Raw genomic sequence first — 16,455 nt, 5'->3', positions numbered from 1 at the left:
GGCAGGGGGCTGACAGGCAGGCGTGGACTCGCGGCCGTCCAGGCGGGGGAGCGGGACTTCGTCGGGACGGGACCGTGCCTACTTTTGGCCCCTGAGGGCACAGGCCCTCCAAGGAGACCACCATGTGGACACGCCGCTTCAACGGGCTCGTCGTGCTGGGAGTGATTGGGACGGTGGGCTTTACGGCGGGCTGCAATGAGCGCCAGCAGCAGTCCGTCAACGACAACGCCCGCCAGGTGGGCCAGGAGGTAGGCGAGGCCGCCAAGGACGTGAAGCACGGCGCGAGCAAGGCCGCCGAGAGCCTCAGCGAGTCCAGCCGGGAGGCCGCCGAGGGCTTCCGCGAAGGCGTGGGCGGCTCGGGCGACACCGCCTCCGAGGAACAGAAGGCCGACGAGCGCAGCGGGGACGGACCGGACGTCGGCCGCAACCCGGGCGTCGTCAACGACGGCGAAGGGCCGCTCGAAGAACGCTGAAGACGCGCTGAGTCGACGCCCCCGGCGTCCCCCGCCTTGTGTTTGAATGTCGACCATGGAAGTGGCCTCAGCCCTCCGTGGTCTCCTCGCGTCCCTTGGTCGCTGGCTGTGCCTGTGGCCCTGCCTGCTGACCGTGGCCTGCGTCACCACGTCGTCGAACACGCGGATCCCCACGCTTCAGGAGCAGTGCGAGGGCGGAAGCTCGTCGGCTTGCGAAGCGTGGGGCCAGCAGCTCACGGTCGATAGCCGGACGGAGGACGCGGACCGCGCCTTCGGACTGGCGTGCGCGATGGGGGCGACCTCGTCCTGCCTGGAGCAGGGAAGGCTCCGGATGGAGCGGGGCGACCTGGAGGGCGCGGAGCCGCCCCTGCGCAAGGCCTACGACGAGGACCTGGAGGAGGGCGCGCTGGCGCTCGCGGACCTGCAGGAGGCGCGTGGGGACGCGGCCGGGGCGTCGCGCTTCCGCTACGAGGCGCTGTCCATCGACAAGTCGACGACGGAGTTCGCGCTCGGCTGGCGCATTCCGTGGAACGGGGGACTGGGCTGGGCGCTGGATGTGAACGTGCAGCCCATGGGGTTGAAGGCGCGGCGGCTGACGCTGGGCGCCAACCTGGGCTTCGACGCTGAGCGGACGTCGCTGAACGCCACCGTGGGCTACCAGCACTTCGTCACGAACTGGATGGCACCCTATGCCCGGGCGCTCGTGGGGCCCCACCTGGCGGGCGCGCGGCGCAACCCCCTCAACCTGGGCGCCGAGGTGGGCGTGAAGTTCTTCGCGGGCCCCATCGGTCACCTGGGCGTCGCGCTGGGCACCTCGTATGACGGCTCCACGTACACCGTCATCGAGGGGGGGCTGGACTGGGTGCTGACGCTGATGGTGCTCGCGCACCTGTGACGGCTCAGGCGGCGACGCCGACCTTCGGGCACACGTCGTTGAGGACACACTCCGCGCACTTGGGCTTCTTGGCCACGCAGGTGTAGCGGCCGTGCAGCACCACGGCGGGGCCGAAGAAGGTCCAGTCGTCCTTCGGCACGAGCTTCATCAGGTCGGTCTCGATGGCCTCCGGCTTCTCCTGCTTGGACAGGCCCAGCCGCTGGCTGACGCGGGCCACGTGCGTGTCCACGATGACGCCGGAGGCCTGCTGGAAGGCGGTGTTGAGCACCACGTTGGCCGTCTTGCGCGCCACGCCGGGCAGCGTCACCAGGTCCACCATGCGCGGAGGCACCTCGCCCTTGAAGGCGTCGAGCAGCGCGCGGCTCATGGCCTGCACCGTCTTGGTCTTCTGCTTGTAGAAGCCGGTGGGCTTCAGGTCCTCCTCCAGCTCCGCGGTGTCCGCGTCCGCGAGGGCCTGGGGGCCGTCGTACTTCTTCCACAGCTCGGCGGTGACGCGGTTGACGCGCTCGTCGGTGCACTGCGCGGCCAGGATGGTGGCCACCAGCAGTTCGAAGGGCGTGTTCCAGTTCAGCTCGTACTTCGCGTCGGGATACTTCTCGCGAAGGCGGTCGAGCACCACGGGGATGAGCGAAGCGGCTTTCATGGGTGGGCCCTCACATCGACCGTTCGACGAGCGTCGTCAACTCCGCATCGGTGAGCACCAGCGGATTGCCCTTCATGCTGCTGGCGGCGCGGGCCTTCGCCACGAGCCCCGGCACGTCCGCATCCGCCAGGCCCATGTCGCGCAGGCCCCGGATGCGCACGTCGTGGACCAGGGCCTTCACCCAGGCGATGCCGTCCTCGGCGTGGGCCCCCGGCTGGCCGGTGAGCAGCACGGCCAGCTCGCGGAAGCGGGGCAGGGCGGGGTGCTCCGGCGCACGGGCGCGAAGGGCCTCCAGGTTCACCTCCAGCGTGGCCCCGAGCAGCGCGGCGCACAGCGCGCCATGGGCCGCGCCGAGCATCCCGCCCAGCGGCGCCGCGAAGCCATGCACCGCGCCCAGGCCCGCGTTGGCGAGGCACAGGCCGCCAAAGAGGCTGGCGATGGCCAGGTCCTCGCGCTCCGCGGGGCCGGGACCCTGGAGCACGGCCTTGCGCAGCGAGCGCGCCGAGCGCTGCATGCCTTCCCGGGCGAGCGCATCCGTGAGCGGTTGGGCGCGAATGGACACGAAGGGTTCGATGAGCTGGGACAGCGCGTCCAGGCCGCCCGCGGCGAGCACGGCAGCGGGGACGTGCTCCAGCAGGTCCGGATCCACCAGGGCCACGCGAGGCAGCATCAGCGGGCTGCGCAGGCTGGCCTTCACGCCGGCCTCCTTCGAGCCCAGCACCGCGTTGCGAGTCACCTCCGAGCCGGTGCCCGCGGTGGTGGGGATGGCCACGAACGGCAGGGGCGGCTTCGTGAGCGCCTGTCCCCGGCCAATGACTTCCAGGTAGTCCAGCGGGTCGCCTCCGTTGGCGGCGAGCGCGGCGATGGCCTTGCCTGCGTCGAGCGCACTGCCTCCGCCCATCGCGACCACGGCATCGCACTGGTGGTCCACGGCGACGGCGGTGCCTTCGCGTGCGGTGTCCACGGTGGGCTCGCCCGCGACGCGGAAGGAGGCGGAAGCAATGCCCAGGCGTTCGAGTCCGGCGCGGAGCGGCTCGGCGCGGGCGGGGTTCGTGCCGGTGACGAGCAGGACCTTGTGGCCGCCGAGCGCACGCACCAGGTCGGGGACCTCGGCGAGGCGGCCCGGGCCGAAGAGGACGCGGTTCGCGGTGGCGAACTCGAAGCTCACGGGGGGCATGTCACCAGCCCGCGTCGTCGGGGAAGCGGTTGGTGAAGCGGCGGCTGGTGCGGGGCTCGGCCATCATCGGGGTGACGGTGTCACGCCACGTCAGGTAGTGGGCAGTCTCCTTGTGTGCGGCGGGGGCGTCCGGGGAGCGGTAGGCCTCGACGAGGACGAAGCGGGTGGGGTCTTCGTTGTCCTGCACGACGTCGAAGCGGGCGATGCCGGGCTCCTTCACGCTGGCGCGGGCGTTGGCGAGGGTGGCCTGGAGGAAGGCGTCAACGTGCTGGGGAAGCACGTGCACGTGGACATGGACGACGAGCAGGCTCGTGGGCATGGGCGCACGGTAGCGCGGGCGTCTGGGAGCGGGAAACTGGTAGGGTCCGCGGCCGTTCACTCCCCTCATTTCGGAGCATGACTGCGCATGGTTTCGGCCCTCTTCGACGCGTCCCGCTGGCAGGCGGTGGAAGGCTTCAAGTTCAAGGACATCACGTTCCACCGCGCGGTGGATCAGGGCACGGTGCGCATCGCGTTCAACCGGCCGGAGGTGCGCAACGCGTTCCGTCCGAAGACGGTGGACGAGCTGTCCCGGGCGCTGGAGGCCACGCGGTTCATGACGGACGTGGGCGTGGTGCTGCTCACCGGCAACGGGCCGTCGCCGAAGGATGGCGGGTGGGCGTTCTGCTCCGGTGGAGACCAGCGCATCCGGGGCAAGGACGGCTACAAGTACGAGCCCGGCGAGGAGGCAGCGGACCCCGCGCGGCTGGGGCGGTTGCACATCCTGGAGGTGCAGCGGCAGATCCGCTTCCTGCCCAAGGTGGTCATCGCGGTGGTGCCGGGCTGGACGGCGGGCGGCGGGCACAGCTTGCACGTGGTGTGTGACATGACCATCGCGAGCAAGGAGCACGGGATGTTCAAGCAGACGGACGCGGACGTGGCGAGCTTCGACGCCGGCTACGGCTCCGCGCTGCTGGCCCGGCAGGTGGGGCAGAAGCGGGCGCGGGAGATCTTCTTCCTGGGCCAATCCTACACGGCGGACGAGGCGTTCCAGATGAACGCCATCAACGCGTCGGTGCCGCACGACGAGCTGGAGAAGTTCGCGCTGGAGTGGGCGGCGGAGATCAACACCAAGAGCCCCACGGCCATCAAGATGCTGAAGTATGCCTTCAACCTCCCGGATGACGGGCTCGTGGGCCAGCAGCTCTTCGCGGGAGAGGCCACGCGTCTGGGGTACGGCACGGAGGAGGCGCAGGAAGGCCGTGACGCGTTCGTCCAGAAGCGCAAGCGCGACTTCAAGCGCTTCCCCTGGACGTACTGAGCAGGGCTCTCCAGGTAGCAACTCAGATGTTGATCCGGGAGCTGACCGTCCGCACATCCAGGCCCATCGCGGCGAACTCCGCCGCGTGGGTCCGGAGCAGCTCCAACAGGCGGGGATGCAGGTCCTCCTCTTCGTTGGAGAGGAGGAGCCCGTAGTTCGTCTTGGACAACATCCAGGAGATCCACAGCATCTCCGTCGCCTCGTCCGGGTTCGGCGCGACGTCCAGGTCCTCCTCCGTCGGCAGGGTGCCTCCCGGTCCCCAGCGGAGCCCCAGGCACGCGTACAGCACCTCTCCCGCGTCCTCCCACTGGAGGTTGTTCGCCCAGGCGTGCCGGAAGGTCGCGAAGAAGATGACGTAGCGGCAGAGGTTCTTCAGCGCCTCCACCTCGCCGGCCTGGGGCGTGTCCGTGTGGGTCACCGCGCTCACGGCCTTGGGCGGCGGCTCCGCGGCCTTCGTGTCCAGGTCCATGCGCTCTGAGCGCACGAACCACGGCGCGTCCTTGCCCGGCACCTTCGCTCTCAGGTAACGGCAGACAAAGGCAGGCGCAGAATGCGCGACGAGGTCGTCCGAGAACCTGCGCACTTCCTTCCACTGCGCTTCGATCTCCGCCCCATGCTCCGCGAAGAACGCGTCGATGTGCTCCCCCAGCAGCCGCCAGAAGAGCTGTCCCGCCTGGGCGTACCGGTGTCCTTCACAGACTGGATTCGAGGGCGCGAAACCCTTCCAGTCGTAGCTGCCCATCAGGTGTTCCAGCCGCTGGTTGATTCCGCGCTCCGTCAAGGCGCTGGCGCGCGTGATGTATCCCGTGGGCCCCACCAGGAATCCGCTCGCCGCGTGGTTGATCAACACCACCTCCCGCAGGTGGGGCATCAGCAACCAACGCAAGGGATTGCGCCGCAGGTTCCGGTTCGCGGCGATGGCGTACTGCTCCACGTTGAAATGGCATTGCCCCAGGTGATTGCCCAACTCCGTGTCCAACGTCGCGCTCACCCGCGCCATCCGCTTGGCCGCCTCCCAGTCCGCGCCATCCCCAGGCGTGAAGCTCCTCCGCGTCACCGGTGAGCCGGGCGCCGTCGCTCCAGGCTCGCGCAGGCCCAGGATGATGCGCACGGGCAGCAGCCGGCCCTCCACGAGCCGCAGCCGCACGTCCACGTCCGGCAGGCAGTGGATGCCGTCCTGCTCATAGGCATTCCACGGGTGGTAGATCCGGAAGGCCTGCGCATCTCCCGGCGCCTCCGGATCCCGATCCAGGATGGCCGAGAACATTCCGTTGAGCAGACGTTCCCCAAAATAGGCATCCCCGCGAGTCGACCCGGGGGACTCCCGCTCCAGCCGGACCGTCGTCGCCTCCGGATAGTCCGCCTGGATCTTCGCGAGGCTGGGCGCCTGACCCAGACGCCCCTGGAGCAGATGCTGTCGTTTGACCAGCTCGATGGGCGCGACGGCCTTCAGCATCGCCAGCGACCGTCCCGGCGCATACGCCGTCGGCGGCGTGCCTTCCTCCACGACGAGCAGCCGCGCCAATGGCGTCGCCGGGTCGTACTCCCAATACGGCACCCGCACCGTGCCGAAGTCGTGATGGAGCCCCCCGTGGTCGTCGGGGCCCCGCTCCGAACCGATGCGCCGCCAGCTCTCCTCCACCCGCCCATCCTGGCGGAACGTGTGCTGGGGTTCGAAGTAGCGCAGCTCCAGGTCCGGCACGTCGCCTTCACCCGCATCTGCGGGGTCGTACCGGATCTCGAACGCCCCCTCCGCGTCCGTGAAGCCCTCTCCCAGGAAGTCATCCGGCGTGCCCAGGTCCCGGTCCCACAGCTCCACCTTCACGTGGTGCAGCGGGATGGGCCCCCGGGGACCGTCCTGCTCGAAGACGAGCCGGCCAGTGGCGACGGCGGGCAGGGCGGCGATGTCCCGCGACACGCGGGGGGCTCGCACGCGCGAGGCCAGCTCGCGGCTGACCGCGAGCCGCTGCGGCAGGTCGAGCCCCGCGTACCACCGGGCCAGCTCCTCGGGCTCCAGGAGGTCAGGCCCTCCCTTTTCGGATTCAATGCCGAGGGAGGACTTCAGGCGGCGCCAGGGGGCGAGCTTCATTCCCGCACCTCAATCCCAGACGTCTTTGGGAAGCCCACCCAGGGGGGCATTCCGGAATCGCTTTCATGACATGGACTGTGTGGGGCGGGGGGCATCGCACCCGGACGCTAGCATGGCTTGCAGGCGCCGGATTCGCCGGCCTACCGTGACGTCCCGTGGTAGTGGGGAGCCCATGAATTTCGAGTACACGCTGACGATTCGCACGAGCTCACGGCTTGGCGCGGGGACCAACGCCGCCATCTCCGTCGTCCTCGTGGGGACCCAGGGCGAGAGCGCTCCGCAGAAGCTGGACAAGCGCTTCCACAATGACTTCGAGGCCGGCGCGGAGGACTCCTACACGCTCAAGACCCAGGACCTGGGCGAACTGCTCCTGCTCCGCTTCTCCAACGCCGGAGGCATCGCAAGCGATTGGCTCCTTGAGTCCGTGCATGTCACCGCAGGTGAAAAGAGTTGGTTCTTCCCACACCACCGGTGGGTGTTGGGCCATTCCACGTCGGAAGTGCTCGAAGGCACGGCGCGGCTGGCCCACCCGGTGCGCAGCGAGCGTGAGGCCTCGGCCCGGCAGGAACAGCTCCAGGCCCGCCAGCGGATGTACGGCTGGCGTGCGCCGGAGGCGACCGCCGGGCTGCCAGGGGCGCTCGACATCAGCGAGGCGCGTCCGCTCCCGAAGGACGAACTCTACCGGGGGCTGGTGGACGGCAACTACGAGGTCGTCATCGCGAAGACGCTGGCGGCCATCAAGCTGAACATGCCGGTGTTGAGCAAGGCCTGGAACGGGCTGGTGGACATCTTCGACTTCTTCAAGGGCATCGAGCTGCCCCAGCTCGCCAATCGGTGGAAGGACGACTACGAGTTCGCGCGGCAGGCCGTCCAGGGCATCACCCCCGTCCACATCCAGAGCATCACCGCGCTGCCCCAGGGCCTGCCGCTCACGGACGCCGAACTGCACGGCCTGCTGTCACCGGGCACCTCGCTGGCCCAGGCGCTGGAGGCGAAGCGCCTCTTCCTGCTCGACTTCGAAATCCTCGACGACGTGCCGATGTTCCGGAAGGTCGACAAGGAGGGCGTCGAGGAGCGTCGCTGGTCGCCCGCGTCCCGGTGCCTCCTGTACCTGGATGACACGCAGCAGCTCCGGCCCCTCGCCATCCAGCTGGGCCGGGACCCCGCGCAGGATCCCGTCTTCACGCCCAATGACAGCCAATACGACTGGCTGGCCGCGAAGATCTACGTCCGTTGCAGCGAGGGCAACACGCACCAGATGGTGGGGCACGCGCTGCGGACCCACTTCGTGGCGGAGCCGTTCGTCATGGCGACGATGCGCAACCTCCCGGACCCGCACCCCGTCTACAAGCTGCTGCGCCGCCACTTCCGCTACACCCTCGCCATCAACGAGGGGGCCCGCAAGGGGCTGCTCGCCGAGGGCGGCGTGTTCGATGACATCATCGCCACCGGCGGCCCCGACAAGGGGCACGTGTTCCTGGGCAAGAAGGGCTACCTGCGCTGGAAGCTGACGGACAACCAGCCGCGCCCGGACCTCGAGCGCCGCGGCGTGCTCGACCCGGCGGTGCTCCCGCACTACCCCTACCGGGACGACGCGCTGCCCTTGTGGGACGCGTTCGAGGAGTACGTCGGCGGGGTGCTCGGGCACTTCTACAAGACGGACGCGGAGCTGGTGAACGATGCGGAGATGCAGCGCTGGTGGGAGGACCTCACCACGCACGGGCTGCCGGTGGAGAAGCTGTCCTGCACGGAGCTGAAGCGCGTCTCCGACCTGGTGGAGATCCTCACCACCGTCCTCTTCACGGTCAGCGTCCAGCACGCAGCGGTGAACTACCTCCAGTACGAACACTACGCCTTCGTGCCGAACGCGCCCTTGTGCATGCGCAAGGCGCCTCCGACGAAGAAGGGGCTCATCGGCCCGGACGACATCGTGGCGATGATCCCCTCCAAGTCCCAGATGCTCTGGCAGGTCTCCATCGGCCGGGCGCTCTCCAGCTTCGGTGACGACGAGGAGTACCTGCTCCACGAGGGCGGCTGGTACGAGGAGTACTTCACCGAGCCGGAGGTCCTCGCCATCCGCGACCGCTTCCACGCCCGGTTGCGCGCCCAGCGCGACGCGGTGAAGGCCCGGAACGCGAAGTGCGAAGTGCCCTACACGGTCCTGCAGCCCGACCGGATCCCCTGCGGAATCACTGTCTGAGACGTCTGGAGACAACCCACGTGCCCAACCTGCTCTCCCGCGGTCTCTTCAACCTGTTCTTCGGCTCCAGGCGCAAACCCTTCGCGGCCCTCCCCGGGCCGCAGCCCGGCGTGCTCGGCACTGCGGGCGACTTCCTGGGCCCCCAGCCCTGGGACGTCTGCGCGCGGTATGGCCGCGAGTATGGCGGCGTCACGCTCATCTGGATGGGGCCCAGCCCCGGCGTGGTGCTCAATGATCCGGCGCTCATCGCCGAAGTGCTGGAGTCCCCCCGCCGGATGGAGTTCGAGAAGGGGAACATCAGTGAGCAGGTCCGGCCGACGGTGACGGACGACACGGTCTTCATCGCGAAGCTGAGCGAGGACTGGGCGGAGAAGCGCAAGCTGGAGCCCACGGGACAGCCGTGGTCCCCGGAGTGGCTGGCGGCCCAGGTGTCACCGATGCAGGCGGCCATCGCCGAGTCCGTGGAGGCCCTGCTGGCGGAGCCGTCCCTGGACTACACCCACGCGCTGCGCCGGCTGACGTTCGACGCCTTCTCGGTCGCGGCGGTGGGGGAGAAGCTCCCGTCCTCCGTGTTCGACGACTTCCTGCTGCTCGCCAGGGGGGCGGACGCGCGGATCCAGGCGAAGCTGCCCCTGAGGTTCGTCTCGCTGCCCAAGGGCTTCGCGGAGGCGAAGACGGGCTTCTACGGGCACTTCGCCGACCGGGTCCGCGCGGCGCGCAAGAGCCCGAAGCCCCACGCGGTGGACCTGCTGTCGTGGTCGCTGCGGGAGATGCCCGGAATGGATGACCAGGTGCTGGCGCACCTCCTCGGGGGGCTCTTCTACGGCGGCGTCTTCTCCTCGAGCACCACCCTGGTCGGCGCGGTCCACCAGCTCCAGAAGTACCCCGACGCCGAAGCCCGGCTCGCCGCCGAGGCCGCCACGCTGGCGGACGGTGCGCTGACGTCCGAGAAGCTGAGCGGCGCGCATTGGATTGAAGCCGTGGCGTACGAGTCCCTGCGGCTGCTGCCCGCGGTCCGCGTCTTCACCCGCACGCCGTCCTCCGACGCGCAGCTCGCGGGAGTCATGTTGCCCGCGGGTTCGATGATCATGATCTCCAACCAGCACCTGCACCGGGACCCCGCGCACTGGACGGATCCGGAGACCTTCCACCCCGCGCGGTGGCTGAACGGCGGCGTGGCGCGGGATCCGCTCGGCAGCGGCCACTTCTTCCCGTTCGGCCGGGGCCCGCGCGCGTGCGTGGGCGGGGACTTCGCGATGGTGTTCCTGAAGACGGCGCTCGCGACGATGGGCGCTCGCGTGAAGGCCCACGTTGATTCGACGGAGCCCTTCGAGGAGGGGTTCTTCTTCGGCGTCGTGCTCCCCAAGGGCGTCACCGGGAAGCTCATCACGCGCCAGCCCCAGGCGGCGCACGCCGCACCGGCGGCCCTCACGGCGTGACGCGGGGGTGTTGCCTCTGCGGCAACGCGCACCGTGATTCGTGGCTCCAGGGGCAACACAAGACGGCCCGTGGCCCCTCGCTCCCGAGGTGGGGCGCCGTGGTCCCGGTCTTGAAGAGGGAGGAGGTGCCTCGCCCCAGGGAGCCCCACGCATGAGACTCAAGAGACGCATCCCGTCTTCATTCCATTTCAACCTGCGACAAGGCCTGGGAGGGCTGCTGGTCGCGGCCTCGTTGTTCGGGGTGACCGCGGAGGCCGCTGCCCTCAAGGTCATGCCGATGGGGCTCGGCACGGGCACGGTCACCGCTTCTGGAATCGCCTGCACCAGCACGGGCGGCGACTGTGATGAAGCCTACCTGGCGACCGCCACGGTGACGCTCACCGCCGCGCCCACCGGGGGCTCCACCTTTGGTGGCTGGAACACCGACGCGGACGCGGACCTCCTGTCCACTCCGGATTGCTCCGGTGTGGCGCTGACCTGCACCCTGACGATGGGGGTGGCGCGGTCGGTGAAGCCCGTCTTCCACCTTCCGGCGGGCACCATCAATCCGCTCGTGCCCGCGGTCGCGAGCGCCATCACGCCCGAGGAGATTGCCGCGTACCTGAGCAATCCCGCCAATGCCGCCACGAACACGGTGGCGCGCTTTATCAGCGCGCTGCCCGTCGAGTACCGGCAGAGCGCCATCCTGATGTCGCGCTCGGAGAGCCTGCAGACGGGGACCGCGGAGCACCCTCGAATCCTGCTCTCCAGCAGGAACGCGAGGTCTGTCTTCTCCATCGGGCCGGTGCCGCACGCGTCGTACCCGGGCTCGCATCCGGACGTCATCGAATACATGCAGTGGGACGAGGCCACGCGGAACTTCCGCTTCCACGAGATCATCCTCACATCCATCCCGGCGATGGGCACCCTCCCTCCGCGCTCCCGGAGCATCGAGAAGGATGACGTGAAGTGCTCCAGCTGCCACTCCACCCGGAACGTGCTCAACAGGACGGGTGTGCCGGGCACGGACGGCATGCCGGTGGGTGTCATCAAGACGAAGAACAAGCCCAACTGGGACCCGTATGACAGCTGGGGTGGGATGCTGCCGTTCAACCGGGACCGGCTGTATCAGGGCTCGGTGGATACGGCCGCGTTCCGCAAGCTCTTCAATCCCTGGACGTGGCGGACCAACCGCGCCATCCGCCAGCTGGTGGAGCAGCTGAGGCTGCAGCCTCCGGGGCTGGCGGCGGGCAACGCCAACATCATCACCCGCTACCGCGGCGGCGCGAACGACGGCACGCCCCGGTTCTCCTTCGACACGTCGCCTCCGGTGACGGCGGAGCCGATCCCGGCGGGCTCCCCTGGCTCCTCGACCGCGTATTCGTTCAACGGGCTCGTGGGCCTGGGCCTTCCCACGGCCGTCCCTCGTGGAGGGACCTTCATCACGCTGTTCCATCTGTCTTCCGTGGGCGGGTCCGAAGGGCGCGGCGTCCAGCTGTTCGACCTCCTTGGCGGGCTGGACGGCAACCTCAACCAGCGCAGGATCGCGGACGAGGTCGCGAGCCACCGCTGGGCGACCGGCAGCGTGTATGTCGATCCCCGTCCGCTCGCGCTGGCCATCACGAAGAGCTGTCTGGTCATCAACGCGGCGCTGAACACGGTGGAGAGCTCTCCTCCGGGCCTGGCCGTCAACCTCGGGTTCTTCACGGCGCGCAATGGCGGCATGGGCATCAACGCCGTGCGCGCCGACACCGATGCGCGCACGAAGAGCGTGCCGCGCAGGAAGGCGGACATCCAGCGGTTCAACCTCGACCGGACGGGAGACGTGTATGTGAAGACGCCCGGGCCGGCGGTGAACGGCATCATCCCGCAGTACGGCGCCTCGACCACCGCGTCGACGGATACGTCGCTCGCCCGGCTCCGGCGCGAGGTGTTCCGCCGGCCAATCGATTTGGGCGGCGCCGACGCGACGGTCATGGGGGGCATGCTGGTCGACCGTGAAATCTACGGCACCAACACGACGCCGGTTGCCCTGTACCGCTACTTCCTCGAGCCGCTGGGCGTGTCGGTGGACAAGTGGTCCATGGGCGTGCGCGGCCGGTCGCGTGCCTATGGCTTCGCCGATGTGTTCGGCGGGTACCTGAGCGCGCTCGAGCAGGCGCTCGCGGCGAGCCTGACGGCGGAGCCCGTCGCCGGCCTCTCGGCGCCCTTCGACTGCGCGGCCTTGATTCCGGCCGTGAATGCCACGCTGGCGTCGTTGCCCTCGACCACCGCCGTCCCGACGTACACGGACGTGCAACGCATCTTCAACAAGGGCTGCGTCGAGTGCCACGGTGGGCTCGACTATCCGCCGTACTCGAACTACGGGACCTTCCTGAACCTCGCCGAGGACCAGAGCACTCCCGGGGTGAGTCCGCTCACGCAGCCGCACGGCATTGCCCTGGCCTACGCGAGCAGCCTGACGGGCCCCCTGTACGACCGGATCACGCGCACGGGGGAGGACTGCCCGTTCGGCATGATGCCGTGTGGCGGGCCGCCGCTGAGCAAGGTGGACATCGAAACGATTCGCCGTTGGATCGTGGGAGCAAACCCTTCCACCTGGGGGGACCCGCATCTCACGACGATGGATGGCGTGCGCTACGACTTCCAGAGCGCCGGCGAGTTCGTGCTCCTCCGCGACCCCGGGATGGAGATCCAGGCGAGGCACACCCCCATCCAGACCGACCAGCCCGTGGGGCCGGACAAGCACACCGGGTTGACCGCGTGCGCGAGCCTGACGACGGCGGTGGCGGTGCGGGTGGGCCCGCACCGCATCACGTACCAGATGGGCGCCGACAAGCCGGAGCTGCTGGAGCTGCGCGTCGATGGAAAGCCCGTGCAGCTCGGCACGGAGCTCCTGCTGCCCGCGGGTGGGCGGATCACCTCGACGCCCGCGACCGGGGGCATCCAGATCGAGACGCCGGGCGGGACGCGCATCATCGTCACCGTGGATTGGTGGGCGCACTACCACGTCTGGTACATGAACGTCGGTGTGCAGCAGTCGCGCGCCACGGAGGGGCTGCTGGGCACCATCGCTCCGGGGAACTGGTTGCCGGCGCTCTCCGACGGAGCGCTCCTGGGGGCTCGCCCGACGGATCCGTACGAGCGCTACATCGCGCTGTACGAGAAGTTCGAGGACGCGTGGCGGGTGACGAAGGACACGTCGCTGTTCGACTACGCCTCCGGGTTCTCCACCGAGTCGTACACGCTGGAGGGCTGGCCGGAATACAAGGCGAGCTCGTGCCGGGTGGAGACGCAGTTGCCCGGGATTCCGGTCGCGGAGCCGCTGAAGCCGATTCCGCTGTCGGAGGCCGAGCAGTACTGCAAGGAGGTCGCGAACGACGACCGCCGCCGCGACTGCATCCACGACGTGTCCGCGACCGGCGAGCCGGGCTTCGCCAAGGTGTACGTGACGGCGGAGAAGGTCGAAGGCAACCTCCAGCCTGGCGTGCCGGGGCTGCTGGTCCCGAAGGAGAACGAGGTCTCCAGCGCGACCGTGACGTTCAAGTGGGAGGGCACGTACGACAAGGACGGGGACACCGTCCTGTACAGGCATTGCGTCTGGGGTGTGGACTCGGGCTTCACGCTCAAGGAGTGCACCTCCAAGCCGACGCAGGAGCTGGGGAGGACGGTGACGCTCGAGTCCGGCAAGGACTACTTCTGGAAGGTCATCGCCGAGGACGGGAAGGGTGGCAGCACCGAGAGCAACACCTGGCGGCTGACCGCGAAGTAGTCGTCACGGTGGGATGAGAAGGGGCCACCTCCCAGCATGTGGGGGTGGCCCTTTTGCGTGGGTTGCACGGGAAGCGCCGCGTCGCCCTCGTCCGGGCCTTTCGGTTTCGAGCCCCGTTCCGGGTGGGGTAGGTTCGCGGGCCGTGACGCACCGGGAAGTGATGCAATGACCCAGGAAGCCAGATTCGTGAAGCGGGCCTATATCGCCATGGCCGTGGGCTGCGTCCTGGCCGTGGCGCTGCCCATCACCTACCTCATCCTGACGCCCTGGCTGGAACCGCCCGAGGAGCCCGGCAACCTCTCCAGCCCGACGCTCGCGCGACTGCTCAACGAGAGCATTGACGCGGCCCTGGCGGAGATGAATCCCATGCACGCGCCCGGCCTGATTCCGGAGGCTGCGGCCAACTCCCGGGTGTTCCTGCGGGAATTGAAGGAGGTGGTGGCCCGCTGCCGCATGGGCCGCCTGGAGCCCAACCAGAAGTACAACAGGCTGGAATACCACCTGGTCCGCGTGGATGGCGTTCGCCTGAAGCCCATCGTCTCGGGCGTGGGGATGGGCTGCGGCACGAATCCGCTCATCTTCCGGGCCACGTTCAAGGACGGTCGCGTCGCCGAGGCCTTCACGGACGGCCGTGAGCGTCAGTACTCCGTGGCCGAGGTGAGCCACAGGGTGCGCGAGTTCGGCAAGAACGTGACCTGGTCGGACTGGGGCTACCACCGGGAGCGCTACTTCCCCCCGGAGCCCCCGGCGCCGCCTCCCCAGGATGTCGCGAAGGAGTGGGAGTGAGGCCGCCGCGGTAGGCCTGCCTGCATCGAACCGCGGCCAGGGCCCGGCTTACGGCAGGGGCAAGCGGTCGCACGCGGACGAGAACCGGGGGCGCGTGGCGCGCACTCCTGACCAGCCACCCGGCTCGCCGCGCAGGGTCGCATGGAAGAACGCGGTGAGTATCTGGTTCGTCCCGCGCAGGGTGTCTTCGCCCGCCTGGCTGACAGCGTCCGGGAGGAGGTATGGCAGGACCGGGGAAACCGCCGCCATGTCGGTGAAGTCGTTGTGACGCGCGCGAGCGACCCGCAGCCGGCACGAAGGACCGCTCAGCCGTGCGATGAATGCCTCTCGCTGCCGCTCTCGCACGTCCGCTGCATCCGGAGGTGCATCGGTTTCGCGCTGGATGAGCAGGAATGCCTGCGCGATGCCGGTCGCCTCGGCCTCGCCGTAGATGTAGCCGTCAAGGCTGCCACACGCGCTGAAGCGGGCATCGACGCGGCAGACCTCGACGGCGGTCGAACCCCCCAGCGAATGACCGAAGACTCCCAGCCGCGCGGGGTCCATGTGCCCGTGCAGCGGGGCAGGGGGGCGGGCGTCAGTCGCACCGACCAGGAAATCCACCACCCGCCCCACATCCGCGGCGCGACTGCGTACCGTGGAAGCCTTGCGGCGCGAGGCCTCTTCGTGCGTCTCGCCGTCGGGCCCCTCCAGGCTCCTCAACACGACCTCTCCGTCGGGGAACACCACGGCGGCCGCGTCGTCGGTGTGGTCGAGCGAGACGACGATGTACCCCTGGCTCGCGAGCATCTCCAACGTCGAGGTGTTCTGGGCGCGAAGGCCTCCCGCGCCGTGCGAGAAGACGATGAGTGGCACCCGGTCGAGCGAGGAGGTGAACGGCGCGTTTTCGTGGGAGTGGCCCACGGCATACGCGAGGTGGCTCATGGAGAACGACGGCAGTCCCAGCTTGTGGGCCAGTGCTGGCCCCGCGCGCGCCACCTCGGGCCAGAACGGCGCTCGGGGTGCCCGCGCGGTGCCCGTGTCGGCCGGATACCAGGCCTGCACCATCAGGCGGCGAGGCCGCCCCGGAGTCCTGGAGTCTTCACGCGCGGGATCCTCGAGCGGAAACGTGACGGTCCCCACCGGATGAGGCCCCTCCGGTGATGGGAACGAGGGCACCGGCAGGACCCCTGGCAGCAGCACGGCCACCGCGAGCGCGAGCACCGCCGCCGTGACGCCCAGGCTCCGGAGGACTCGACCGCCAGCACGCGGTCCCATGCTCCGAGGGAGGAGCACGAAGACGACGCCAGCAGCCGCGAGGGCATACGCGGGAGCGAGCTGCCACCGAGCCCCTTCAATCCAGGCCCCCAATCCCATCACGCCGAGCGTCACGCCGAGGAGGGCGCGCCGAATGCGTGGAGACGTGGCACGCATTGTCATCGCGAAGATGGCGACCGTGAGGCACAGCAGCGAAGCGATTTCGAACGGGCGCATGAGGTCCCCCCTGTCGGCCACGGGCTTCCGCTGGACCGCCCGCGCCATCAACAGACTTCTACCACCGCTCACGGATGTTTGACTTCGCTGTCATGGCGCGTTTCACGCCTGGTATTGGCCAGACCTCCGCTGGGGGACGGAGGGGTGCCCGGCCACTCCCCATGGAGTTGTCGCCGACCCTGTTGGGCCTCGCGTGCGGAGGGGGGAAGTGGCTGAAAGGGATTCGTGAAAT

General features: G+C 69.2%; 12 protein-coding genes. 7 read left to right on the top strand and 5 right to left on the bottom strand.

Annotated elements, in window-relative coordinates; genetic code table 11:
* The first annotated feature begins 122 nt into the window (after positions 1-122).
* Complete coding sequence (locus D7X12_RS07910) at positions 123-473, top strand: hypothetical protein (protein ID WP_208718877.1); 351 nt, start codon at positions 123-125, stop codon at positions 471-473.
* A gap of 55 nt (positions 474-528) precedes the next feature.
* Entirely contained in the window at positions 529-1,368 is an 840-nt protein-coding gene (locus D7X12_RS07905) for a hypothetical protein (RefSeq protein WP_120624650.1), read from the top strand.
* Between the two features lie 4 nt (positions 1,369-1,372).
* On the opposite strand, the gene nth is transcribed toward D7X12_RS07905, so the two are convergent.
* From nth to D7X12_RS07890, 3 genes are read right to left on the bottom strand one after another with little or no spacing between them, the layout of a single operon-like run.
* Complete coding sequence (nth, locus tag D7X12_RS07900; RefSeq protein ID WP_120624649.1) at positions 1,373-2,011, bottom strand: endonuclease III; 639 nt, start codon at positions 2,009-2,011, stop codon at positions 1,373-1,375.
* 10 nt (positions 2,012-2,021) lie between these two features.
* The gene (locus D7X12_RS07895) at positions 2,022-3,188 is read right to left on the bottom strand and encodes an iron-containing alcohol dehydrogenase (protein WP_120624648.1); all 1,167 of its coding nucleotides are present in this window, start codon (positions 3,186-3,188) and stop codon (positions 2,022-2,024) included.
* Between the two features lies 1 nt (position 3,189).
* The gene (locus tag D7X12_RS07890; RefSeq protein WP_120624665.1) at positions 3,190-3,507 is read right to left on the bottom strand and encodes an antibiotic biosynthesis monooxygenase; all 318 of its coding nucleotides are present in this window, start codon (positions 3,505-3,507) and stop codon (positions 3,190-3,192) included.
* A gap of 87 nt (positions 3,508-3,594) precedes the next feature.
* On the opposite strand from D7X12_RS07890, the gene D7X12_RS07885 reads away from it, so the two are divergent.
* Positions 3,595-4,488 carry a 1,4-dihydroxy-2-naphthoyl-CoA synthase gene (locus D7X12_RS07885; protein WP_120624647.1) on the top strand — a complete coding sequence of 298 codons (894 nt, stop codon included), beginning with the start codon at positions 3,595-3,597 and terminating at the stop codon, positions 4,486-4,488.
* 22 nt (positions 4,489-4,510) lie between these two features.
* Here the strand turns inward: D7X12_RS07885 and D7X12_RS07880 are convergent, their stop codons facing one another.
* A complete protein-coding gene (locus D7X12_RS07880; RefSeq protein ID WP_120624646.1) occupies positions 4,511-6,577 on the bottom strand; it encodes a lipoxygenase family protein in 2,067 nt (688 codons plus the stop codon).
* A 172-nt stretch (positions 6,578-6,749) separates the two neighbouring features.
* On the opposite strand from D7X12_RS07880, the gene D7X12_RS07875 reads away from it, so the two are divergent.
* From D7X12_RS07875 to D7X12_RS07860, 4 genes are all read left to right on the top strand, one after another.
* Positions 6,750-8,777 (top strand): lipoxygenase family protein, encoded by a 2,028-nt coding sequence (locus tag D7X12_RS07875; protein WP_120624645.1) that lies wholly within the window; start codon positions 6,750-6,752, stop codon positions 8,775-8,777.
* 20 nt (positions 8,778-8,797) lie between these two features.
* Positions 8,798-10,216, top strand: coding sequence for a cytochrome P450 (locus D7X12_RS07870; RefSeq protein ID WP_120624644.1), 1,419 nt, complete (start codon positions 8,798-8,800; stop codon positions 10,214-10,216).
* A 151-nt stretch (positions 10,217-10,367) separates the two neighbouring features.
* Positions 10,368-13,967 carry a VWD domain-containing protein gene (locus D7X12_RS07865; protein WP_120624643.1) on the top strand — a complete coding sequence of 1,200 codons (3,600 nt, stop codon included), beginning with the start codon at positions 10,368-10,370 and terminating at the stop codon, positions 13,965-13,967.
* 186 nt (positions 13,968-14,153) lie between these two features.
* Positions 14,154-14,753: a hypothetical protein gene (locus D7X12_RS07860; RefSeq protein ID WP_244224426.1), complete on the top strand. Its 600-nt coding sequence runs from the start codon at positions 14,154-14,156 to the stop codon at positions 14,751-14,753.
* Between the two features lie 48 nt (positions 14,754-14,801).
* On the opposite strand, the gene D7X12_RS07855 is transcribed toward D7X12_RS07860, so the two are convergent.
* Positions 14,802-16,223 carry an alpha/beta hydrolase family protein gene (locus tag D7X12_RS07855; RefSeq protein ID WP_158619998.1) on the bottom strand — a complete coding sequence of 474 codons (1,422 nt, stop codon included), beginning with the start codon at positions 16,221-16,223 and terminating at the stop codon, positions 14,802-14,804.
* Between the last annotated feature and the right edge of the window lie 232 nt (positions 16,224-16,455).

The sequence above is a fragment of the Corallococcus sicarius genome (assembly GCF_003611735.1).
Classification (GTDB): domain Bacteria; phylum Myxococcota; class Myxococcia; order Myxococcales; family Myxococcaceae; genus Corallococcus; species Corallococcus sicarius.
This window is presented reverse-complemented; position numbering and strand designations above follow the sequence as displayed.